This is a genomic window from Novosphingobium percolationis (assembly GCF_020179425.1).
Lineage (GTDB): Bacteria > Pseudomonadota > Alphaproteobacteria > Sphingomonadales > Sphingomonadaceae > Novosphingobium > Novosphingobium percolationis.
Genome location: NZ_JAILYM010000002.1, coordinates 375,414 through 397,578 on the forward strand (window position 1 = coordinate 375,414; position 22,165 = coordinate 397,578).

Here is a 22,165-nt window from a genome sequence, read left to right on the forward strand (position 1 = left end):
GGCGATGGATAATCTTGCCCTCAAGACCGCTTCGCAGCCCGGCGCCGACGTGCCCGGCCTGTCCCTCGCCGATGTTCGCGCGGCGGCGGAGCGAATTTCGGGGCAGGTGGTGCGCACGCCCACGCTCTATTCCAAGACGTTGAGCGCGATCACCGGGGCCGACATCTGGCTCAAGTTCGAGAACCTGCAGTTCACCGCCGCCTACAAGGAACGCGGCGCGCTCAATGCCCTGCTGCAACTGACCGAGGAACAGCGCAGCCGTGGCGTGATCGCGGCGTCGGCGGGCAACCACGCGCAGGGTCTCAGCTATCACGGCACGCGTCTTGGCGTGCCCGTCACCATCGTCATGCCCAAGACGACGCCGACGGTGAAGGTCATGCAGACCGAGGCGGTCGGCGGCAACGTCGTGCTCGAAGGCGAGACTTTTGACGAGGCCTATGCCCATGCCCGCAGCATGGAAAAGCAGCTGGGCATGACCTTCGTGCACCCCTTCGACGATCCGATGGTTGCGGCGGGACAGGGCACCGTCGCGCTGGAAATGCTGGAGGACGCGCCCGAGATCGAGACTCTGGTGATCCCGATCGGCGGCGGCGGGCTGCTGACCGGCATGGGCGTCGCCGCGCGCGCGCTGAAGCCTTCGATCGGGCTGGTGGGCGTGCAGGCCTCGCTGTTCCCGTCGATGTACGCCAAATTGAAGCACCTCGACATGCCCTGCGGCGGCGATACGCTGGCCGAAGGCATCGCGGTCAAGGAGCCGGGCACGTTCACCTCGGCGGTGCTGGGCAGGATCGTCGATGACGTGGTGCTGGTGGGCGAACCCGCGCTGGAAAGCGCCGTCGCGCTGCTGCTGCAGATCGAGAAGACCGTGGTCGAAGGCGCCGGCGCGGCCGGGCTTGCCGCGCTGATGACGCACAAGAAGCGCTTTGCCGGCCGCAAGATCGGGCTGGTGCTGACCGGCGGCAACATCGACACGCGCCTGCTCGCCAACGTGCTGCTGCGCGACCTCGCGCGTTCGGGTCGCCTCGCGCGGTTGCGGCTGACGCTGCAGGATCGCCCCGGCGCGCTGTTCAAGGTGGTCGAGGAATTCAACAAGCACCAGGTCAACATCCTGGAAGTCTGGCACAACCGCATCTTCACCTCGCTGCCGGCCAAGGGGCTGACGGCCGAGATCGAGTGCGAGGCGCGCGACCGCGAGCAGATCGACGGCCTCGTCGCCGCGCTGCGCGGCAATGGCTACGATGTCGACCAGGTCGAGCTGGGGTAATCCGTTAACCCGGCGGCGCGCGCCTGTCCCGCTGCGGGACGCGCGCGCCCGCGCGGTGTCCGTGTTCGCGGCAAATACTGCCCGAATCCGATCAATCGTGGTTAATCCTCTTTCACCATTGGGCGCGCTGGGGCATTGTTGCCGCAGCAAGACCGGCGGGTGGGCTGCCGGGGTGAAGGATACCGTCTGGCCGTGACCGCGCCCGTCCGCTTTCCGCGTTTCTTCGTCACCAGTCCGGGGCCGTGCCCCTATCTGCCCGGCCGTCAGGAGCGCAAGGTCTTCACCGAGCTGAAGGGCGACAACGCCGACGAGCTGAACGACGCGCTGGGCCGCATCGGGTTCCGTCGCAGCCAGACCGTCGCCTATCGTCCCAGCTGCATCGAATGCAGCGCCTGCGTCTCGGTGCGCGTGGTGGCGGGCGAGTTCCAGCCCTCCGCCTCGCAGAAGCGCATCCACAAGCGCAACGCCGATCTGGTGGCCACCGTCTGCAAGCCGTGGTCCACGCCGGAACAGTTCGAGCTGTTGCAGCGTTACCTGTCGGTGCGCCATCCCGGCGGGGGCATGGCTGCCATGGACGAAATCGATTTCGCCGACATGGTGGAACATACCCCGGTGAAAAGTTATGTGATCGAATACAGGGAGCCGACGGCCGATGGCCGACCCGGCAAACTGGTGGGAGCCTGCCTGACCGACCAGCAGGGCGACGGGCTTTCGATGATTTACAGTTTCTACGACCCTCATCACGAGACGCGGACCGGGCTTGGCACCTTCATCATCATCGACCACATCCTCCACGCGGCGAGGATCGGCCTGCCCTACGTCTACCTCGGCTATTGGGTCGAAGGGTCCGACCGCATGGAATACAAGGTCCGCTTCCGCCCCCTCGAAAAGCTCGGACGCGACGGCTGGAGCCGCTTCCAGCCCGATGAACAGGCCGTCGCCATCGACCGCGCCGTCGCCATGCAGCGCGCCGACATGGCCGTGCCCGGCGGGGTCCGAAAGGACGGGCTGGAACAGGCGGGCTTCGTCAGCGGCGGCTGAGGCATCGGCGGCGCGCGCGGTCGGCCTGCTGACGGCGCTGGCCGTGGCGCTCGCGCCCCTCGCGGCGCAGGCGCAATCGCGCAACGCCGATCAGGAACTCGAAGACCTCATCCCCGATTCGGCGCTCGACAATCCCGATGCCTGGGCCCGCGATACCGACGCCGCGCGCACCCCGGTGCCCGACATCGCCACGCTCGAAAGCCCCGACACGCTCGCGCCCATGGCCGCGATGCCCGAAATCACGCTGCCCTGGCCCGATGCGGCGGACCTGCCCGCGCTCCAGCCGCTCTCGCCCGATCCCGATATCGCGCTGGCCGAGGAGGAGGCGAAGCAGGCAGGGCAGGTGCTCGATGCCGCGCTGCCCGAAGGCGAGGGCGCCAACAGCATCCGCACGCAGATCGCCAACGCCTCGATCAGCAAGGTCGGCGGGCAGATCGAGCTGGCCTTCCCGCCCGATCTCGTCTTTCCCGAACGCGATGCGGTGGTCGCGCGCTTTGCCGCGCTGTCGAACCTCAAGGCGCTCGACGACAACGATGACAACCTTGCCCAGCTGTCGCGCCGGGCCAAGGAAGACATCGACCTGCTCCAGCAGGTGCTGCGCGTCCACGGCTACTACGATGCGCAAGTGATCCAGTCGATCGCCGGGATCGAGCGACCGGGCGAAGGCGGCGCCGCGCCCACCGGCCAGCGCATCGATGCCAACAAAGCGGTGGTGCGCTTCGACGTCGTTCCGGGGCCGCAGTACAAGTTCGCGAAGATCGACCTTGGCGATATCGCGCAGGCGAGCAACGGCGCTGCGCTGCGCGCCGCCTTCAAGCTGAACCCCGGCGATCCGGTCAACGGCGACCGGATCGTCGAGGAGCGCACCCATCTCGATACCGCGCTGGGCGAGACCGGCCATGCCTTCGCCAAAGTGGGCCAGCCCGCGCTGACCATCGACCACGAACCGCGCACCGGCGATCTGGCCATTCCGGTAACCAGCGGTGGCACCTACAATTTCGGGCGCGTCACCAGCGCGTTGCCCAGGTACCTGTCGGGCCATCACCTCGAAGAGATCGCCCGCTTCGAACCCGGCGATCTCTACCAGCGCTCGCTGCTCGACGATCTGCGCCAGGCGGTGCTGGCGACCGGGCTCGTCTCGTCGGTCACCGTGCAGACGCGCGAGACCGTCGCGCCCGTGGCCGGACGTCCCGGCACCGTCGATGTCGACGTGACCATGACCAAGGCTCCGCAACGCACCATCGCCGGTCTGGTCGGTTACTCCACGGGCGAAGGGGTGCGCGCCGAAGCGAGCTGGGAGCACCGCAACCTGTTCCCGCCCGAGGGGATGCTGCGCGTGCGCGGGGTGGTGGGCACGCGCGAACAGCTCGCCGGGCTGACCTTCCGCCGCAACAACTTCTGGGGCCGCGACCAGGTGCTGACGGCGGACCTCTACGCCCAGACCCGCGATACCGACGCCTACAACGCGCGCACCGCCTCGTTCATCGCCAGCTTCGAACGCCAGACCACGCTGCTGTTCCAGAAGCCGTTCGTGTGGTCGGTGGGGCTGGAAGCGGTGGCGACGAGCGAATTGCAGGCCTCGGCGGCAAAGGGCACGCCGCGCACCACCTATTTCATCGCCGCGCTGCCCCTGTCGGCACAGTTCGATGGCAGCGACAGCCTGCTGGATCCGCGCAAGGGGTTCCGCGCAGGGCTGCGCCTCTCGCCCGAACTGTCGGTGCAGGACGGTACGAAGTCGAACTACGTGAAGGCGCAGGTGGACCTGTCGGGCTACCTGCCGGTCGCGGGCAAAGTGGTGCTGGCAGCGCGCGCGCGGCTGGGCAAGATCCAGGGCACCGATCTTGCCAACATCGCACCATCGCGGCGCTTCTATGCGGGCGGCGGTGGCTCGGTGCGCGGTTATGCCTATCAGGCGGTCGGCCCGCGTGATGCTACCAACACCCCCACTGGCGGGCGCTCGCTCGCCGAATTTTCGCTCGAAGCGCGCGTCAAGACCGGCCTTGTCGGCGGCGCGGTCAGTGTGGTGCCCTTCGTCGATGCGGGCAGCGTCGGCACGGGCGCCAGCCCCGCGCTGTCGAACCTGCGCGTCGGCGCGGGGCTGGGCCTGCGCTACGATACCAACTTCGGCCCGATCCGCGTCGATCTGGGCACCCCGCTCAACCGCCAGAAGGGCGATAGCCGCATCGGCGTCTATATCGCGCTGGGGCAGGCGTTCTGATGGCGGACGGGACCGCGCCCCCGCCACCTGCGGAAGCTCCGCGTGCGGCGCGCTGGCGCCGCCCGCTGGCGTGGAGCCGCCGCGCCGCGCTGGCTGCGATCCTTGCCATCGGCCTGTTCCTCGTCGGCTTTGCCGTGCTCGACAGTTCGCTCGGCCATCGCTTCGTGGTCGATCGCATCGCCGCGCTGACGCCGGGATCGGGCCTGCGCATCCGCATCGGCCGCATCGAAGGCTCGCTGTTCGGCAAGGCGACGCTGCGCAATGTCGTGCTCAGCGATCCGCAAGGGCGGTTCATGACCATTCCCGAGGCGGAGCTGGACTGGCGGCCCTTCTCGTGGATGAAGCGCGGGCTCGATATCCGCAAGCTGCTGGTCCACCGCGCCACGCTGCTGCGCACCCCGCGCATGAATCCGGGTGATCCGAACCAGCCAATCCTGCCCGATTTCGACATCCGCATCGACCGGCTGGCCTTCGACAACCTGACCATCGCCAAGGGCATCATGGGCGAGCGTCGTCGTATCGACTTGTGGTCGAAGGCGGACATTCGCGGTGGCCACGCGCGGATCGACTTCGATTCGCGGCTGGGCGGGCACGATCGCCTCGCGGTCCACCTCGACAGCGCGCCCGATCGCGACCGTTTCGAGATGCGGCTGGTTTACGATGCGCCGAAGAATGGCCTGCTCGCGGGCCTTTCGGGCGTTAAGCGCGATGTTCATGCGCGCGTGTTCGGCAAGGGCGGCTTCAGCGCGTGGCGCGGGATCGCCTGGGCCTCGCAGGATGGCCGCAAGCTCGCTGCCTTCCTCGTCGACAACCATTCCGGCCAGTACCGCGTCGCGGGGCAGGTGTTCCCCGCCGATCTGCTCAAGGGCAGCGCCCGCGCCGCCATCGGGCAGAAGCTGTCGCTGGTCTATGACGGCACCTTCACCCGCAGCCTTGCCGACGGACAGCTCTTCGCGGTGGGCGAGGCGTTCCGTCTGGCAGGGCGCGGCGGGGTGGACCTTGCCAACAACCGCGCCAACGATCTGGCGGTGAAGCTGGGCGTGACCCGCCCCGAACGTCTGCTGACCGATCCGCAACTGGCGGGCGTGCGGCTCGACGCCACGCTCGACGGCCAGTTCACCGATCTGTCGATCGAACACCAGCTGCGCGTCGCCCGGCTGCATTCGGGCTCCATCACGGGCGAGGACCTGCGCACCGCCGGCACCGCGCACTGGAACGGCAAGGCGCTGCGCCTGCCGCTCGCCATCACCGCGCGCCGCCTCGCCACCGGCAACGCGCAGCTCGACCCGCGCCTTGCCGGGGCGACTGCCACCGCTGACCTGCTGCTGGCGGGCAATGCGCTGTCTTCGGATAACATCGCGATCAACCTGCGCGGCCTTGCTGCGCGCCTGACCTTGCGCGGCGACGTGGCGCGTGGCGGCTATGCGCTGGCAGGCCCGGTTACCGCGCGCGGCTTTGCCGTGCCCAACCTCGGCGCGGTCGATGCCAATGCCAAGATCCTGTTCAAGCTGGCGCGGGGCCTGCCGTGGACGTTGCAGGCCAATGCGGCGGGCCGGATGACCCGCGTGGACAACGGCACCTTGCAGACGTTGTCCGGCGGGAACATCCGCTTCAACGGCGGGCTCGCCATGGGCGGCGCGATCCCGCTGACCGTGCGCAACGCGCGGATCGCCGCGCGCAAGCTCGATCTCGCGCTCGATGGCAAGGTCCTGCCCGGCGGGCGCAGCACGCTGATCGGCAAGGGCCGCCATGCCGATTACGGCCCCTTCACCGTTGACGCCGCGATCGAGCAGGACGGTCCCCACGCCGTGCTGGTGTTGGCCAGCCCGCTGCCCGCCGCCGGGCTCAAGGATGTGCGCGTCGCGCTCTCGCCCACGCCCGAAGGCTTCGCGATCGAGACGAAGGGCGATTCGCGCCTTGGCCCGTTCGATGGCACGCTGGGCCTCGTCGCCCCGCCCGGCGGCGACACACGGGTCGAGATCCGACAGTTTCACGTCTATCAGACGGACGTGACCGGCGCGCTCGTGCTGGGCAAGGCCGGGATCACCGGCGATCTGGCGCTGCGCGGTGGCGGGCTCGACGGCAGTGTCCACCTTGCGCCCCGCGATAGTGGTCAAGGCGTGGTCGCGCTGGTCAATGCCCGGAACGCCCGCTTCGGCGGCAAGAACCCGATCTCGATCGGCATGGCGCGGATCGACGTCGATGGCCTGTTCGCCGACGGCAACTCCACCGTCGACGCCTCGATCGCGGCGCAGGGCATCGGCGTGGGCAAGGTGTTCATCGGGCGGCTCGCGGCCAACGCGGCACTGGTCAATGGCGCGGGCTCGGTCACGGCGTCGATGTCGGGCAGGCGCGGCACCGACTTCGACCTGCAGGGCACCGCCGCGTTCCAGCCGGACAAGCTGATCGCCTTCGTCGCGGGCCACTACGCCGGTCGCACCATCGCCATGCCGCGCCGCATGGTGATGGAGCGCGAAGGGGAAGGCTGGCGCCTGCAACCCACGCAGCTCAACTTCGGACGCGGCGTGATCATCGCCGATGGCCACGTACTGGGCGGGCCGACCGAACTGCACCTTGCCGTGTCGCGGATGCCGCTGTCGGTGCTCGATATCGTGGTGGCCGACCTCGGCCTTGGCGGGCTCGCCTCGGGCGTGATCGACTATCGCAACGACGGCACCGGCGCGCCGCAGGGCCATGCTGCGCTGCAGGTGCGGAACCTGACGCGCTCGGGCCTCGTCCTCACCTCGCGCCCGCTCGACCTGTTCCTCGTCGCGCATCTCGAAGCCGCCGCGCTCGAAACGCGCGCGGTGATGAAGGAGGGCGACGCCGTCCGCGGCCGCCTGCAGGCGCGCGTCGATGAAATGCCGCGCGGCGGCGCGATGTTCGAACGCCTGCGCGCCGGTCGTCTGCGCGGCCAATTGCGCTATTCCGGCCCTGCCGATGCGCTGTGGCGGCTCGCCGCGATGGAAGTGTTCGATCTCACCGGCCCGCTGGGCGTCGCCGCCGACGTTTCCGGCACGATCGACGATCCGGTGCTGTCGGGCGCGCTCGCCTCGCGGTCCTTGCGCGTGCAGTCGACGCTGACCGGATCGGATGTGCGCAATGTCGAGGCGGTGGGCAGCTTTGCCGATTCCCGCCTCAGCCTCGCGCGGTTTTCGGGCACGACGCCCAATGGCGGCAAGGTCAGCGGCAGCGGCACGGTCGATCTGTCCGACATCGCGACCGGCGGGGTGAAGCTCGATATCCGCGTGGCCGCCAGCAACGCACAGCTGATCAACCGCGACGACATGGGCGCGACCGTGACCGGTCCCTTGCGCATCGTCAGCAGCGGCGTGGGCGGCACCATCGCGGGGCGCGTGCGCATCGACCAGGCGCGCTGGCGGCTGGGCATGGCCAATGCCGCCGCCGAACTGCCGGTCATCGCCACCACCGAGATCAACACGCCTACAGACGCCGCGCCGCCGCGCGCGCGTGCCGCGCCCTGGCGCTTCCTGATCGACGCGGCGGGCGCCAACCGCATCGACGTGCGCGGCATGGGGCTCGACAGCGAATGGGGTGCCGACATCCGCCTGCGCGGCGATACCGCCGCTCCGCGCATCCTCGGCACCGCCGAAGTGGTGCGCGGCGGCTACGAGTTCGCGGGCAAGCGCTTCGAACTGACGCGCGGCCGCATCCGCTTCACCGGCGAAACCCCGATCGACCCCCAGCTCGACATTCTGGCCGAGGGTGATGCCAACGGCATCAGCGCGCGCATCGGCATCACCGGCACCGCGCAGAAACCGACCATCGCCTTCACCTCAACCCCTGCGCTGCCCGAGGAAGAACTGCTCAGCCGCCTGCTGTTCGGCAGCTCGATCACGCAGATTTCCGCGCCCGAGGCGGTGCAGCTTGCCGCAGCGCTCGCCAGCTTGCGCGGCGGCGGCGGGCTCGATCCGATCAACAAGCTGCGCAGCGCCATCGGCCTCGATAGGCTGCGCATCGTCGGCGCCGATGCCGCAACGGGGCGCGGCACGGCGATCGCGGTCGGCAAGTACCTGGGCCGCCGCTTCTTCGTCGAACTGGTCACCGATGGGCGCGGCTACTCGGCAACCTCGATCGAATTCCGCATCACCCGCTGGCTCGCGCTGCTGGGCACGGTCTCGACGATCGGGCGCGAATCGGTGAACCTCAAAGCCAGCAAGGACTATTGAGGCGGGGCGTCGCGCCCGGGCGATGCCCACTCCCGCCCCGCCGCCGCCCGCTTGCGGGAGGGGGGAAGAAATCTCTGATATCCCCTCCCGCAAGCGGAAGGGGCAGCGAGATTTGCGCTTGCGCAGCAAGGGCTAGTCGCAGCGGGGTGGGTGGGGCACGGCGCATCCCTCCAACGAAAAAGGGCCGCCCTTTCAGGCGACCCTCTTCGTTCAGGCTGAAAGCTGAAATCAGGCGGGAAGGCCGCTGATCGCCTTCATTTCCATGAAGTCCTTGAGGCCATAGAGCCCGCCTTCGCGGCCATTGCCCGACTGCTTGTAGCCGCCGAACGGCGCGCCCGGCGAGGGGCCCCAGTTGTTGATCGCGACCATCCCTGCACGCAACTCCGGTGCGACGACAGCGGCCTTGGCCGGATCGCCGGAGATCACCGCCGACAGGCCATAGGCGGTGTCGTTGGCAATCTCGATGCCCTGTTCAAGGCTGTCGTAGGCCATGATCGTGGCGACCGGACCGAAGATTTCCTCCTGCGCGATGCGCATGTCGGGCGTCACGCCCGAAAACACGGTCGGCTGGATGAAGTAGCCACGGTTGACGTTGGCGGGCAGGTCGGTGCCGCCGGTTTCCAGCTTGGCGCCTTCGTCGATCGCCGACTGGATGAGGTCGCGGATCTTGTCGTACTGCGCCTTGTTCACCACCGGGCCGAGGTGGTTGCCTTCGGCCAGCGGGTCGCCGACCGGGGTCGCCGAATACATCGCGGTGACGAAAGCGGCGGCTTCGGCTTCACGCTCGCGCGGCACGAGGATGCGCGTGGGGGAAATGCAAGACTGGCCGGTGTTGATCAGCGGGCCCATCGCCGTGGGCGCGAGGTGCGCGGCGAAATCGGCGTCGGGCAGGACGAGGTTCGGCGACTTGCCGCCCAGTTCCTGGTGGACGCGCTTGACCGTATCGGCCGCCGCCTTGGCGACGAGGATGCCCGCGCGCGTCGAGCCGGTGAAGCTGACCATCTCGATGTCGGGGTGCGAGCTGATCGCCTGGCCGACGCCCGGGCCATCGCCCTGCACGAGGTTGAACACGCCCGGCGGCACGCCCGCGGCGTCGAGGATCTCGGCAAAGATCGCGGCGTTGGTGGGGCATTCTTCCGAAGGCTTGAGCACCATGGTGTTGCCGGCAGCCAGCGCGGGCGCGACCTTCAGCGCGATCTGGTTCAGCGGCCAGTTCCACGGGGTGATCATGCCGACCACGCCGATCGGTTCATAGGCAACCTTGAAAGCACCTGCGTCTTCGACGAATTCGAAGTTCTGCAGCGCGGCGATGGTGCCAAGGAAGCCACCGATCCCTGCGCCGACCTGCGCGGTGCTGGCGAAGCTGACGGGCGCGCCCATTTCCTCGGCCATCGAGACGGCGAGGTCGTTCACGCGCTTCTTGTATTCCTCGACGATGCGGTTGAGCAGCGCAATGCGTTCTTCGCGGCTGGTCTTGCTGAAGGTCTTGAACGCACGCTTGGCGGCGGCCACGGCCTTGTCCACGTCGGCCTTGGTGCCCAGCGTGATGACCGTGGTCGGCTCTTCCGTGGCCGGGTTGATCACGTTGTGGCGGACGCCACCTTCGCTATCGACCCATTTGCCGTCGATGTAGTGTTGAAGCCGCTCGCGCATCGCTTTTACTCCCGGTTGTATAGAATTGGATTCGCCGGAAGAGGATGGCAGCATTGCGTGGCAGATTGCAACCCGTCATGCGGTCCAAGGTGCGGTCGCGGCTTCGATTTCTCGGTCAGACCGTTCGACGGCCGCGGAAAAGCTGCACGAGCCCGACGACGAGCGCTGCGATCAGCAGAATGTGGATCACGCCCGCAGTAACCTTGAACGCGAACACGCCAAGCGCCCAGAGAACGAGCAGGACAAGGGCAAGGGTCATAAGCATGAGGGCTCTCCCGATGGGATCACTCCGAAGTGGAGTTGTCTGCAGCTTCAAACCCCGCTCCGCTGCGCAAGTTCCTTGGGGCAGGGCGTAATGCGCGCTAACCATTTGTTCGCAGAGCGCCTTCTAAGACCTTCAGAATGGCGATGGTCACCAACAGACGAAGGCGTGCCGCCCGGCGCATGGCCCACGGCCTGCGGACGGGGTGGGTGGCGTTTGCGACGTTCGTCGCGCTGCTTTCGCTGTCGGTCGCGTTGATCGCGGCGTTCAATCATTCCACCAGTGTTGCCGACGAACTCGCGCGCGAGGACGAACGCGGCATTGCGCAGCAGTACCTTGACCGCGCGATGCGCGATTTCGTCGCTACCCAGAAGGTCCAGCTGACCTGGGACGATGCCATGCGCAAGGCCGTGCTGGCCGACGATACCAACTGGTCGAACCATTATCTCGGCGCATTCTTCTGGAACAATTTCCGCACCGACAAGCTGTTCCTGCTGCGCCCGGACGGGCGCCTCGCCCACAGCTGGGAGCAGGGACGCCCGGCCGGCGCGGGCGCGGTGAAGGGCCTCGAACAAGACATCGCCGCGTTGCTTGTCGCCGCGCAGCGTCCGGGCGCTGTGTCCGGCGATGTCCGTCGCACCTTGCCGCTGGCTGATGGCGCGTGGCCTGCCGATGTCGATGGTCGCCCGCTCACCCGCTGGGCGGCGCGGCCCGTGCTGCACCACGGGCGTCCGGCGTTCCTCGCCGTTGCCGCCATCGTGCCCGATCGCGATTATGGCCTGCTCCGCCGCCGTCCCGCCTATGTCGCCAGTCTGCGCTATCTCGAAGGCGCGCCGCTGGCCCAGATGCGCACCGATCTGCTGCTGCCCGACCTCGGCTTCAGCGCAACGCTGCCCGATCCCAGCCGCAACGCCATCGCGCTGCAGGCTGCCGATGGCCACCCGATCGGCTGGCTGGCGTGGCGCGCCAAGACGCCCGGCCCTACGATCGTGCGCCGCACCGCCCCCTTGCTCGCCACATACATCCTGTTCTTCATCGGCGTGGTGATGGGCGGCAGCATCATCGTGCGGCGGATGCGCCGCGCGGGCCGCGAGCTGCTGGCGAGCGAGGCGCAGGCGCAGCACAATGCGCTGCACGATGCGATGTCGGGCCTGCCCAACCGCGTCCACTACATGCAGCGCCTGCGCGCCGAACTCGCCGCGTGCATCGAAGGCCGCGTGGCGGGCGACGTTTTCGTCGCCTATCTCGATATCGACAGCTTCAAGGTGGTCAACGACACGCTCGGTCACCACGTGGGGGATGAGCTGGTCCGCCAGGTCGCGCTGCGCCTGCGCCGTGCCTTGCCCGAAGGCGATTTCCTGTCGCGCTTCGGCGGCGACGAATTCGTGCTGATGCGCCGCGCCGAAGGAGGCCTCGTCGCCGCCGACCAACTCGGCCGCCAGATCATGGAACTTATGCAGGAACCCTTCGCGATCTCGGGCAACAACCTCGATGTCACCTGTTCGTGCGGGATCAGCTGGGGCCCCGAACAGAGCGAAGATCCTGGCGAACTGCTGCGTCGCGCCGACATCGCACTCTACCGCGCCAAGCAGCGCGGGCGCGCCCGCTATCGCCGCTTCACCCGCGACATGGACGCCTCGGTCAAGCTGCGGCGCGAAATGGAGATGGAACTGCGCCGCGCGATCGCCCGCGATGAACTGTCGGTCGCCTTCCAGCCGATCGTCGCTATCGAGAACGGCGACGTGCGCGGGTTCGAGGCGCTTTTGCGCTGGACCCATCCCGAACGCGGCGAGATCCGCCCCGGCCTGTTCGTACCCATCGCCGAACAGGCGGGGCTGATGATCCCGCTCGGCAACTGGATGCTGCGCCACGTCTTCCGTGAATGCCGGGGCTGGCCCGCCTGCGATGTGTCGGTCAACCTTTCGCCCTTGCAGATCATGGCGACCGATTTCGTCCAGACCATTGCCGGGATCGTTGCCGAAACCGGGGTCGATCCGCGCCGCGTCGTGCTCGAAGTGACCGAGGGCATCATGCTCGATCGCTCCGACCACGTCATGGGCGTGCTGCGCGAACTGAACCGCATGGGCTTCCGCATCGCGCTCGACGATTTCGGCATCGGCTATTCCTCGCTGTCGTATTTGCGCTCGTTCCAGTTCGAACGGATCAAGATCGATCGCTCGTTCGTGCAGAACATCGAAGGCGACATGGACGCGCACTCGATCCTGTGCGCCATCGTCTCGCTCGGCCACACGCTGCGGATGAAGGTCGTGGCCGAAGGCGTCGAAACCGAGGTCCAGCGCCGCCTTGTCCAGGCTGCGGGGTGCGAACTGGTGCAGGGCCACCTGTTCTGGAAGGCGCTGCCCGTCGCCGAGGCCCGCGCCCTGCTGTGGCGGCGCGAACACGGCGCGGACCTGCGCCTCGCGGGCTGACGTTCAGGCCGTCCGGTACAGCTTCGCCTCGGCCGCGCGTCGCTTGACGAGGCCCGGCATGACCTTGTGGTTGTTGTAGATCCACGTGCCGAACGCGTCCGCCGCTTGCCGGTAATGCCCCTGCCGGTGGAGCCGCGTCAGCCCCGCGCTGGCGATCGCGCCGGTGTTGTAGTGGAACGAGACCAGCGCATCGAACTGGTTGGCCGTGGTCGGCGCATCGCCAAGCGCGCGCGCCACGTCCGCCACATAGCGCGCCATGTCGGCATCGAAGCGCGCATTGCACTGCGCAGCGGTCCACACCACGCCCTTGCGCACGTCCGGCCCGGTCGATCCCCAGCCGATCGTCCACGGCGTGCCGTCCGCGCTGCCGGGGTCGGGATAGGCCTCGAAGCGGCCGTCCGCGCGCAGCTTGTGGCAGCCTTCCCAGCCTTTGATCAGCGCCGTGCCCGCCGCGCCTAGCGTGCGCACGGCGGCCTTGGTCTCGGTGAAATCCGGCGCGCGCACATCGGGCGCCTCGTTGGCGGGCAGCGCGCCGGTTGCGGCGTCGATCGCCCTGTCAAGCGCCGCGACCTCGGCCTCGGTAAAGCGGCGCCCCAGCAGCTTGCGCACGGCATCGAAAATGGGCTTGCGGTTCATGCCTGTCTCCTGCGTTCAAGAATGAAGCAGGCAGGAATGAAAGCAGGTGCGCCCCGAGGGTGCGTTATGCCTCGGTCGGCAGGCTATGGCGCACCGCCAATGTAGGAAAGCGCAGGCTCCGCCGATTTGGCAGGACCGTACCCCCCAAAAACAAAGGCCTCCGCAAAGCGAGGGCCTTAGTCTTCAGGCGGGCCGAAACCCTCAGCCGCGCGCGGGTGTCGCCACGTCGTTGCTGGCGGTGACGGTCGCCGGGGCCAGGCTCGGGTAGATGAAGCCGAACGTGGGCGAGGGACGCAGGCCCAGCGAGCGGGTCTTGCCGTACCACACGCGCACCTGGCTCCAGTCACCGGCGGGCGAGATGTCGACCACTTCGACGCCGCGCTCGATCAGGCCGGGGGCCGACCAGTTGGCGTGGTTGATCAGGATGTGGCGATCGTCGACCACCTTGCTGACGACGGCGACGTGGCCATAGGGCATCGCGCCGCTTGCCTTGAACGCCAGCACCGCACCGGCCTGCGGACGCTGCCCGCGGGCATAGACGCCGGCGGCATTGCCCCACCAGTCGCGCCCGTTGCCCGAAAGCTGCACGTCGCCGATCTGCCGCGCATAGGCGACGCACTGCAGCCGGGCATTGGCCGTGGCGGGCATCATCAGCAGCGAGGCGAAGGCGACAAGCGAGGCAAGGGCGGCACGAAGCATGGCCGCACTATTAGGGCGCTGTGCGGATTCGCACAGTTGGGCCCGGCTCGTCTCGCCCCGCGCGATCAACGGTTCGTCCCGCACCTGCGAAGGGCTGTGGATAAAACGACAGGAGCGGCCCCGCGTTCCCGCGCGAGCGGAAAAAGGACCGTTCGCGCTGGCATGGGTGGAGGAACGGCACGCCCCCTGCAATCCACTCACCGCAAGCCGCGCTCCGGCCATCCTCTCCACCCGCCCCCGGCCCGGTATCGTTCATTCGCCAGCAAGGGCGGGCTCAACACGCGGGGATGTCAGACGCATTTTGAAGGAGTGACTTGATGCGTGCCGTTTCCAAGATGGGCGCTGCCCTGATCCTGCCCGCCGCGCTGTGCCTGTCGGCAGGCGCCGTTTCCGCCCAGCCGCAAGACGCCGCCGCCGCGCCCGAAGCCAGTGCCGAACCCCTCCAGGCCACCGCCAGCGCCGAGCCGGTCGCAGGGCCGGAGATCAAGGGCAACATCTCCGCGCGGCAGGGCGACCGCATCGAAGTGCTCGGCGAAGACGGCACGCGCACCGTCGTGACCGTGAACGAGGCGACGAAGATCAAGGCGAAGAAGGGCTTCCTTGCCGGAAGCGCCAAGCTGACCGAAGCCGCTCTGCTCAACGGGTTGCCGGTGACGGTCAAGACCTTGCAGGCCGGCAGCGCGCTGATGGCCAGCGAAATCACCTTCCGCAACAACGACCTGAAGACCGCGTCCATGATCCGCACCGGCACGGCGCAGGGCTTTGCCGAACAGACCGCCGCCACCAACGCGCTGCGCGCGCGCTTCGGCGATATCGACAAGTACAATATCAAGAGCACCACCAACGTCTATTTCGACACCGGCAAGTCGAACCTGTCGCAGCAGGCCAAGGCCGAATTGTGCGGTGCCGCCAGCCAGGCGGAAGCGACCGAGAACGCGCAGATGCTGGTCATCGGCTACACGGACTCCGTGGGCGATGACGATTACAACCAGACGCTGAGCGAGAAGCGCGCGGCGCGGGTGACCAACTACCTGCAGCAGGTCTGCCACTGGAAGCCCTACCGCATGCTGACGCCCACCGGCATGGCCAAGGCCGACCCGGCGGCGGACAACTCGACGCCCGAAGGCAAGGCGCAGAACCGCCGCGTGGCGATCAACGTGCTGGTCAGCAAGGCCGTCGACGGGCTTTAAGATTGGAGGCGCTCCTTCCCTGGTGGGAGGAGCGCCTCCAAACTGCTGCCCTGGCGAAGGGCGGCCTTTGGTGCGGGCGGGGCAAGACCGTAAGCCGTTGCTTGATAGTCTGCACGCCATGCGTATCCGCATCTGCCCGCTTGTTTCAGTTATCTACCCGTCAGGACGTCAAAAAAAGGCCTGTCGGGTTTTGCCTTACAGCCATCTACTACATCTGAATATGTGGGTGTTTTGGGGAACTCGCGGTTCTGACCGATCGCGCTCAGGCCTCCGGCGGAGCGGATTGAACCTATTACCATCGCTCCCTTCGCGAGTAGCCAGCCGCGATATTGTTCAACGCTCTCCTCAGGGAAGTGTTCGGCACGCCATTTGACGTCTGTCAAAAAATCCCGGCACGACTTTTTGAAATATTTCTGATCGATCATGCTGTCCTTCCAGAAATACATCGGCAGCGCAGCGCGAACGTCGACGGGCTTCCCAAATTGATCTGCGGCGGGCGAGAACTTGCTCCCATTAACAAGGCCCATGGCAATCGCATCCAGCTCAGGTGATCTGGACGACCCCTTGATGGCCACATCCCGGATGGTACCATCATTTCCGATAATTAAGTCGAAAACGACTTCACCTTGAATGCCCTTCTGATAAAGATTTGATAGATCAGGCTCTTTGGGCGCTGTGATAAGCTTGGGAAGTGTGCCGCCCATCGCTTTGATTTGGCACCCGGTGTAGATCAATTCACCATTCTGCCCCGTTTCTGGCGTAGCCGGTTCACAAGGCTTTGCTGCGACGAGCCTGGCTGGAGCAACTGCTGGCGCTGTCGGTGCTGGTTGTGCGACCGCCGGGGAAATTGCCAGCGCAGTCACGATGAACGGAATATATGCCTTCATTTCCCCAATGCCCCTTCGACTTGTCGCGCTGAGAACGTCAGATTGATTATCCCTAACTGACTTCGACATGCCGGGAGATGGCAATGTCCGCAACGTCGTCACTATTGCCGCCGTCATCCCGCCTGTGCGGGAATGATAAGCAGGTGTAGACGGAAAGTGCCTTCCGAACGCGCACGGCGATGCCGCGATCGACTGGGCCTTCACCCCAAGCCAGCCCCCAACCAAAAAGGGCGCCCGGTTTCCCGGACGCCCCTTTGTGTCTCGTGTGATCCGAAGGATCAGGCCGAGTAGTACATGTCGAATTCGACCGCCGACGGCGTGGTTTCCCAGCGCAGCACTTCGGGCCACTTCAGTTCGATGTACGAATCGATCTGGTCCTTGGTGAACACGCCACCTTCGAGCAGGAACTCGTAGTCGGCTTCGAGCGATTCCAGCGCTTCGCGGAGCGAACCGCACACGGTCGGCACGGCGGCGAGTTCGGCCGGCGGCAGGTCGTAGAGGTTCTTGTCCATGGCTTCGCCGGGGTGGATCTTGTTCTTGATCCCGTCGAGGCCCGCCATCAGCAGCGAGGCGTAGCACAGGTAGGGGTTGGCCATCGCGTCGGGGAAGCGGAATTCCACGCGCTTTGCCTTGGCGCCCGCACCGTAGGGAATGCGGCACGAAGCCGAACGGTTGCGCGCCGAGTAGGCGAGCAGCACGGGGGCTTCATAGCCCGGCACCAGACGCTTGTAGCTGTTGGTGGTCGGGTTGGTGAAAGCGTTCAGCGCCTTGGCGTGCTTGATCACGCCGCCGATGAAGTACAGGCACATGTCCGACAGGCCGGCATAGCCGTTGCCGGCGAAGAGCGGCTTGCCCGAATCCCAGATCGAGATGTGGGTGTGCATGCCCGAGCCGTTGTCGCCCTTGATGGGCTTGGGCATGAACGTGGCGGTCTTGCCATAGGCCTGCGCGACCTGCTGCACGACGTACTTGTACACCTGCATGCGGTCGGCGGTCTGCACCAGCGTACCGAAGGTCAGGCCCAGTTCGTGCTGCGCGGCGGCCACTTCGTGGTGGTGCTTGTCGCAGGGCAGGCCCATTTCGAGCATGGTCGAAACCATCTCGCCGCGGATGTCGACGCAGCTGTCGATCGGGGCGACGGGGAAATAGCCGCCCTTGACGCCCGGACGGTGGCCCAGGTTGCCGCCTTCGTATTCCTTGTTGGTGTTGGTCGGCAGCTCGACGTCGTCGATGCGGAAGCCGTTGCCATCGTAGCCGTCATAGAACTTGACGTCGTCGAACAGGAAGAATTCGGCTTCGGGGCCGACATAGACCGTGTCGCCGATGCCGCTGGCCTTCACGAACGATTCGGCGCGCTTGGCGGTCGAACGCGGGTCGCGGGCGTAGAGTTCGCCGGTCGAAGGCTCGACGATGTCGCAGCAGATGATCAGCATCGGGGTGGCCGAGAACGGATCGACGAAGACCGAGTCGAGGTCGGGCTTGAGGATCATGTCCGACTCGTTGATCGCCTTCCAGCCTTCGATCGACGAACCGTCGAACATCAGGCCGTCTTCCAGCTCGTCTTCACCCAGGATCGAAGCGACCATGGTCAGGTGCTGCCACTTGCCCTTGGGATCGGTGAAACGCAGGTCGACCCATTCGATTTCCTCGTCCTTGATGCGGGCGAGGATGTCCTTTGCACTTGCCATCGCTGGTCCTTCTTTCCTCCCCGTCGCTTCGGCCAGCTGCCGAAGGGCGGGGTTTTCAGGGGTGGTTTGTTCGTGGAGGCCGCCCGTCCCAAGGCCACCCCCGGTTCATTTCCGTCCGCCCCGTCCGGTCCCGGCGGGGCGGCGCAAATCAGATCGCGTCGTCGTCGCGTTCGCCGGTGCGGATGCGCAGCGCGCTGTCCACGGTCATCACGAAGATCTTGCCGTCGCCGATGCGGCCGGTCTGGGCCGCCGCGGCGATCGCTTCGACCACGCGGTCGACCAGCGCATCGCTGACCACGACTTCCAGCTTCACCTTGGGCAGGAAGTCGACGACGTATTCCGCGCCGCGATAGAGTTCGGTGTGGCCCTTCTGGCGCCCGAAGCCCTTGGCCTCGGTCACGGTGATGCCGGACACGCCGATCTCGTGCAGCGCCTCCTTCACCTCGTCCAGCTTGAACGGCTTGATGATCGCTTCGACCTTCTTCACCTGGTCAGACCCCTGCAACGCCGGGCCTGCCGACGTGCATCGGCAGGCAGTTGTCCCTTGTGGCCCGACCTAACAAGAATCGTGCCACGCTCACACGGTTTCCACTAGGCCATCGCTCGCGCTTGCGAAAGCGGGAAAAATGACGGTCGCGCAACAATCAGTTTGTTTAATGACCAATCTGAAACATGAAATTACGCAGACGTGATTTTTTCATGCACAAATTTTGCGCACCTTCTGCCTGATTTTTAGGCAGGCGGACTTTCGTGCAAACCCGGCCCCGTTTGCCGCGTGCATGCACTTCATCAACAAGCGCCTTGCACAAGCCTCAGGCGTAAGGCGGCTTGTCGAGGCCCCTGGGGCTGGTGGTGAAGATCTCGCAACCCGTCTCGGTGATCCCGATCGAATGCTCGAACTGCGCCGACAGCGAGCGGTCGCGCGTCACCGCCGTCCAGCCGTCCTCGAGGATCTTCACGCCGGGCTTGCCGAGGTTGATCATCGGCTCGATCGTGAAGAACATCCCCGGCCGCAACTCCGGCCCGGTCCCGGCGCGCGCGGCATGGACCACTTCGGGGGCATCGTGGAACAGGCGGCCAAGACCATGGCCGCAGAACTCGCGCACCACGCCATAGCGGTTCTTTTCGGCGTGCGCCTGGATCGCCGCACCGATGTCGCCCAGCCGCGCGCCGGGCTTGGCCTGCTCGATGCCGATCATCAGGCATTCGTAGGTCACGTCGACCAGCCGCTTGGCCTTCAGCGGCACGTCGCCGACGAGGTACATGCGGCTGGAATCGCCGTGCCAGCCATCCAGCAACGGGGTCACGTCGATGTTGACGATGTCCCCGTCCTTCAGCGTCTTGTCCGATGGGATGCCGTGGCAGACCACGTGGTTGCTCGAGATGCAGCACGAATGGGCATAGCCGCGATAGCCGAGCGTGGCGGGGATCGCGCCCGCGTCGAGCGTCATCTGGCGGACGACGTCGTCAATCATGTCGGTGCGCGCGCCCGGCACCACCAGCGGGGCCAGCGCGTCGAGGATCTCGGCGGCAAGGCGCCCGGCCTTGCGCATCCCCTCGAAGCCCGCAGGGCCGTGGAGCTTGATGGTCCCGTCGCGGGGCTGGACGTCGGTTTCGTCGGCGGTCACGTATTCGGTCATGGCGGCGATGTAGCGATTTCCATCAGGAATTGCGAGCGGCTCGCACCACGTTTCAACCGCCGACGAAAGCCGCGCGATATTCGGGCTTCACCGCGGCCAGAACGGCGGGCGTCACGGGCAGCGTCACTTCATAGCTGCCCTCGGCATAAGGCCCGGCGTTGTAGGGCGCGATCAGGAAGCCGATGCGGTCGAACCCCTGCCTGCCCGCCGAGCCAAGGATCACGGTCTGGTCGAGCGGATCGATGCACTGCTCGAAATCGGAGATGCCGTCGCCCTGCCACACTTCGCCGCGCTTTTTCAGCCGCCCCTTCGCCAGCGCGGCGCAGAAGGGCTTGGTCACCGCCTGCGCCAGCGCGGCCTTGCTGGTGAACAGGGCCAGCGCATCGACCCGCCTGTTCGCCGCCTTGTCCCACAGCAGCGCGTCGAAGGCGTAATTCGGATGCGCGCCGCCGGTATAGAGGCCGAGCAGCGTGGACAGGCTGAGCCAGCCGGGCAAGTCGGTCACGACCTTCCATTCGGTCGAATGGAAATAGGGGTTGAAGGGATAGTCGTTGTCCTTCGCGTCCTTTTTCCCGTCGCTCGCGTCCTTCGCGATGTCGGCCTTCTGCCGCGCCATGTCGGCATCGAACTGTGCCTTCAGCGCCGGGATCGCCGCGGCCTGCGCGGGGTAGGCATAGCTGAACTCGTAGAGATCGTTCTTCTCGCTGACCTTCACCGCCGCCGCTTTCGGGGCAGCGGGCGCGGGCGGCGCGGGCGTGGCGGCCGCTTCGCTTGCAGCCGTCGGCGTGGCGCTGCTGGTCGTCGGTGCCTTGCTGCCGCAGGCGGCCAGCGCCAGCAGGAGGGTTGCACAGGCGAAAGTCCTTTGCACGGTTCGTTTTCCTCTCGCTCTCGCCGCTTCGCTGCGGCAAGGTCGTCCCCAACATGACCGACAGAAACGCGCTGATCCAGCCCGATCATGGCCAGAGCGCCATTGCCCTCCACCTTGTCGACAAGGCGGGCCTTGCCGATTGGATGAAGACGCTGAACGCGGGCCAGCGTTCCGCGCTCGCCGCGCAGAAATTCGAAGGCGGCGGGTACGAAACCGCGATCGTCCCAGATGGCGACGGCTGGTTCGCGGTGGCTGGCATCGCCAACACCGCCTCGCTGTCGAGCTGGTGCCTCGCCAAGCTGGCCGAAGTGCTGCCCGGCGGCACCTACCGCCTGGCGCGCGAAGAGGCGCTGGGAGCCAAGGGGCCGGGCGTGGCGCAGGCGATGCACGGCTGGGTCACGGGCCAGTACCGCTTCGACCGCTATCGCAAGGATGCCAAGCCCAACGAACCGCGCGTGCTGCTGACGAAGCACGTCAAGGCGATCGGCCCGGCGCTGGCCGAGGCCGGCGCGGTGCTGACCGTGCGCGATCTCGTCAATACGCCTGCCGAGGACATGGGGCCGGGCGCGCTGGAGGCAGAGGCGCGCGCGCTGGCCAAGGCGCACCATGCGATGATCCACGTGCATTCGGGCGACGCGCTCGAACACGACTATCCGATGATCCACGCGGTCGGTCGCGCCGCCTCGCGCCATCACGCGCCGCGCCTGATCGAGCTGGAATGGGGCGATCCGGCGCATCCGCGCGTGGCCGTGGTGGGCAAGGGTGTGTGCTTCGATTCGGGCGGGCTCGACATCAAGCCATCGGCGGGCATGGCGCTGATGAAGAAGGACATGGGCGGCGCGGCGCACGCACTGGCGCTGGCGGGCCTGATCATGGCGCAGGGGCTGAAGGTGCGGCTGCACCTGCTGGTGCCCGCGGTCGAAAACGCCATTTCCGGCAATGCCATGCGCCCCGGCGACATCCTGCGTACCCGGCAGGGCCTGAGCGTGGAAGTGACCAACACCGATGCCGAAGGGCGGCTGGTGCTGGGCGATGCGCTGACCCGCGCGAGCGAGGGCAAGCCCGCTCTCGTGATCGACTTCGCGACCCTGACCGGCGCGGCGCGCGTCGCGCTGGGGCCGGATCTGCCCGCGATGTTCGCGAGGACCGACGAAACGGCCGACGCCCTGCTGCGTGCAGGACAAGCGCGCGACGATGCCTGCTGGCGGCTGCCCTTGCACGAAGGGTACCGCGAATACCTCAAGTCCGACGTGGCCGACCTGCAGAACTCGCCCGCCAACGGCTTTGCCGGGGCGAGCGTGGCGGCGCTGTTCCTCGACAGGTTCGTGGGCGAGGGGATCGACTGGGCGCACTTCGACACCTTCGCCTGGCGGCCCAACCCCAAGCCCGGACGCCCCAAGGGCGGCGATGCGCTGGGCCTGCGCGCGGCCTGGGGACTGCTGCTCGAACGGTTCGGCGCTTGAACGACGGGGCGGAAGCCAGTAAGCGCGCGGCTTTCCT

Annotated in this window: 16 protein-coding genes; 7 read left to right on the plus strand and 9 right to left on the minus strand. The window is 67.0% G+C overall.

What is annotated here, in order from left to right; genetic code table 11:
* The first annotated feature begins 4 nt into the window (after positions 1 to 4).
* From K3A84_RS06285 to K3A84_RS06300, 4 genes are all read left to right on the plus strand, one after another.
* On the plus strand, positions 5 to 1,264 hold the full coding sequence (locus K3A84_RS06285) for a threonine ammonia-lyase (protein WP_225008474.1): 1,260 nt from the start codon (positions 5 to 7) through the stop codon (positions 1,262 to 1,264).
* 192 nt (positions 1,265 to 1,456) lie between these two features.
* On the plus strand, positions 1,457 to 2,305 hold the full coding sequence (locus K3A84_RS06290; protein ID WP_225008475.1) for an arginyltransferase: 849 nt from the start codon (positions 1,457 to 1,459) through the stop codon (positions 2,303 to 2,305).
* Positions 2,306 to 2,348: 43 nt separating this feature from the next.
* Positions 2,349 to 4,523, plus strand: coding sequence for an autotransporter assembly complex protein TamA (locus K3A84_RS06295; protein WP_225008476.1), 2,175 nt, complete (start codon positions 2,349 to 2,351; stop codon positions 4,521 to 4,523).
* Positions 4,523 to 8,713: a translocation/assembly module TamB domain-containing protein gene (locus K3A84_RS06300; protein ID WP_225008477.1), complete on the plus strand. Its 4,191-nt coding sequence runs from the start codon at positions 4,523 to 4,525 to the stop codon at positions 8,711 to 8,713. Before K3A84_RS06295 ends, K3A84_RS06300 begins: the two co-directional genes overlap by 1 nt.
* A gap of 228 nt (positions 8,714 to 8,941) precedes the next feature.
* Here the strand turns inward: K3A84_RS06300 and K3A84_RS06305 are convergent, their stop codons facing one another.
* Both K3A84_RS06305 and K3A84_RS06310 read right to left on the minus strand, forming a co-directional pair.
* The gene (locus K3A84_RS06305) at positions 8,942 to 10,366 is read right to left on the minus strand and encodes an aldehyde dehydrogenase family protein (RefSeq protein ID WP_225008478.1); all 1,425 of its coding nucleotides are present in this window, start codon (positions 10,364 to 10,366) and stop codon (positions 8,942 to 8,944) included.
* A gap of 115 nt (positions 10,367 to 10,481) precedes the next feature.
* Positions 10,482 to 10,631: a lmo0937 family membrane protein gene (locus K3A84_RS06310; protein ID WP_225008479.1), complete on the minus strand. Its 150-nt coding sequence runs from the start codon at positions 10,629 to 10,631 to the stop codon at positions 10,482 to 10,484.
* A gap of 179 nt (positions 10,632 to 10,810) precedes the next feature.
* Here K3A84_RS06310 and K3A84_RS06315 point away from each other — a divergent pair, with 179 nt between their 5' ends.
* Positions 10,811 to 13,057 carry a putative bifunctional diguanylate cyclase/phosphodiesterase gene (locus K3A84_RS06315; RefSeq protein ID WP_225008480.1) on the plus strand — a complete coding sequence of 749 codons (2,247 nt, stop codon included), beginning with the start codon at positions 10,811 to 10,813 and terminating at the stop codon, positions 13,055 to 13,057.
* Positions 13,058 to 13,060: 3 nt separating this feature from the next.
* Here the strand turns inward: K3A84_RS06315 and K3A84_RS06320 are convergent, their stop codons facing one another.
* Both K3A84_RS06320 and K3A84_RS06325 read right to left on the minus strand, forming a co-directional pair.
* Positions 13,061 to 13,693, minus strand: a complete 633-nt coding sequence (locus K3A84_RS06320) for a lysozyme (protein ID WP_225008481.1) — start codon at positions 13,691 to 13,693, stop codon at positions 13,061 to 13,063.
* Between the two features lie 201 nt (positions 13,694 to 13,894).
* Positions 13,895 to 14,392 carry a CHAP domain-containing protein gene (locus tag K3A84_RS06325; protein ID WP_225008482.1) on the minus strand — a complete coding sequence of 166 codons (498 nt, stop codon included), beginning with the start codon at positions 14,390 to 14,392 and terminating at the stop codon, positions 13,895 to 13,897.
* 317 nt (positions 14,393 to 14,709) lie between these two features.
* On the opposite strand from K3A84_RS06325, the gene K3A84_RS06330 reads away from it, so the two are divergent.
* Entirely contained in the window at positions 14,710 to 15,582 is an 873-nt protein-coding gene (locus K3A84_RS06330; RefSeq protein WP_225008483.1) for an OmpA family protein, read from the plus strand.
* 149 nt (positions 15,583 to 15,731) lie between these two features.
* Here K3A84_RS06330 and K3A84_RS06335 read toward each other — a convergent pair whose 3' ends face one another.
* The 5 genes from K3A84_RS06335 to K3A84_RS06355 form a co-directional block, all read right to left on the minus strand.
* Entirely contained in the window at positions 15,732 to 16,469 is a 738-nt protein-coding gene (locus K3A84_RS06335; RefSeq protein WP_225008484.1) for a TonB family protein, read from the minus strand.
* 278 nt (positions 16,470 to 16,747) lie between these two features.
* A complete protein-coding gene (gene glnA / locus K3A84_RS06340; protein WP_225008485.1) occupies positions 16,748 to 18,157 on the minus strand; it encodes a type I glutamate--ammonia ligase in 1,410 nt (469 codons plus the stop codon).
* Positions 18,158 to 18,305: 148 nt separating this feature from the next.
* Positions 18,306 to 18,644, minus strand: coding sequence for a P-II family nitrogen regulator (locus tag K3A84_RS06345; protein WP_225008486.1), 339 nt, complete (start codon positions 18,642 to 18,644; stop codon positions 18,306 to 18,308).
* A gap of 325 nt (positions 18,645 to 18,969) precedes the next feature.
* Positions 18,970 to 19,797, minus strand: coding sequence for a type I methionyl aminopeptidase (gene map / locus K3A84_RS06350; protein WP_225008487.1), 828 nt, complete (start codon positions 19,795 to 19,797; stop codon positions 18,970 to 18,972).
* A 52-nt stretch (positions 19,798 to 19,849) separates the two neighbouring features.
* Positions 19,850 to 20,665, minus strand: a complete 816-nt coding sequence (locus K3A84_RS06355) for a DUF4163 domain-containing protein (RefSeq protein ID WP_225008488.1) — start codon at positions 20,663 to 20,665, stop codon at positions 19,850 to 19,852.
* A 53-nt stretch (positions 20,666 to 20,718) separates the two neighbouring features.
* Between K3A84_RS06355 and K3A84_RS06360 the strand changes: the two genes are divergently transcribed.
* Positions 20,719 to 22,128 (plus strand): leucyl aminopeptidase family protein, encoded by a 1,410-nt coding sequence (locus K3A84_RS06360; RefSeq protein ID WP_225008489.1) that lies wholly within the window; start codon positions 20,719 to 20,721, stop codon positions 22,126 to 22,128.
* Positions 22,129 to 22,165 lie beyond the last annotated feature (37 nt).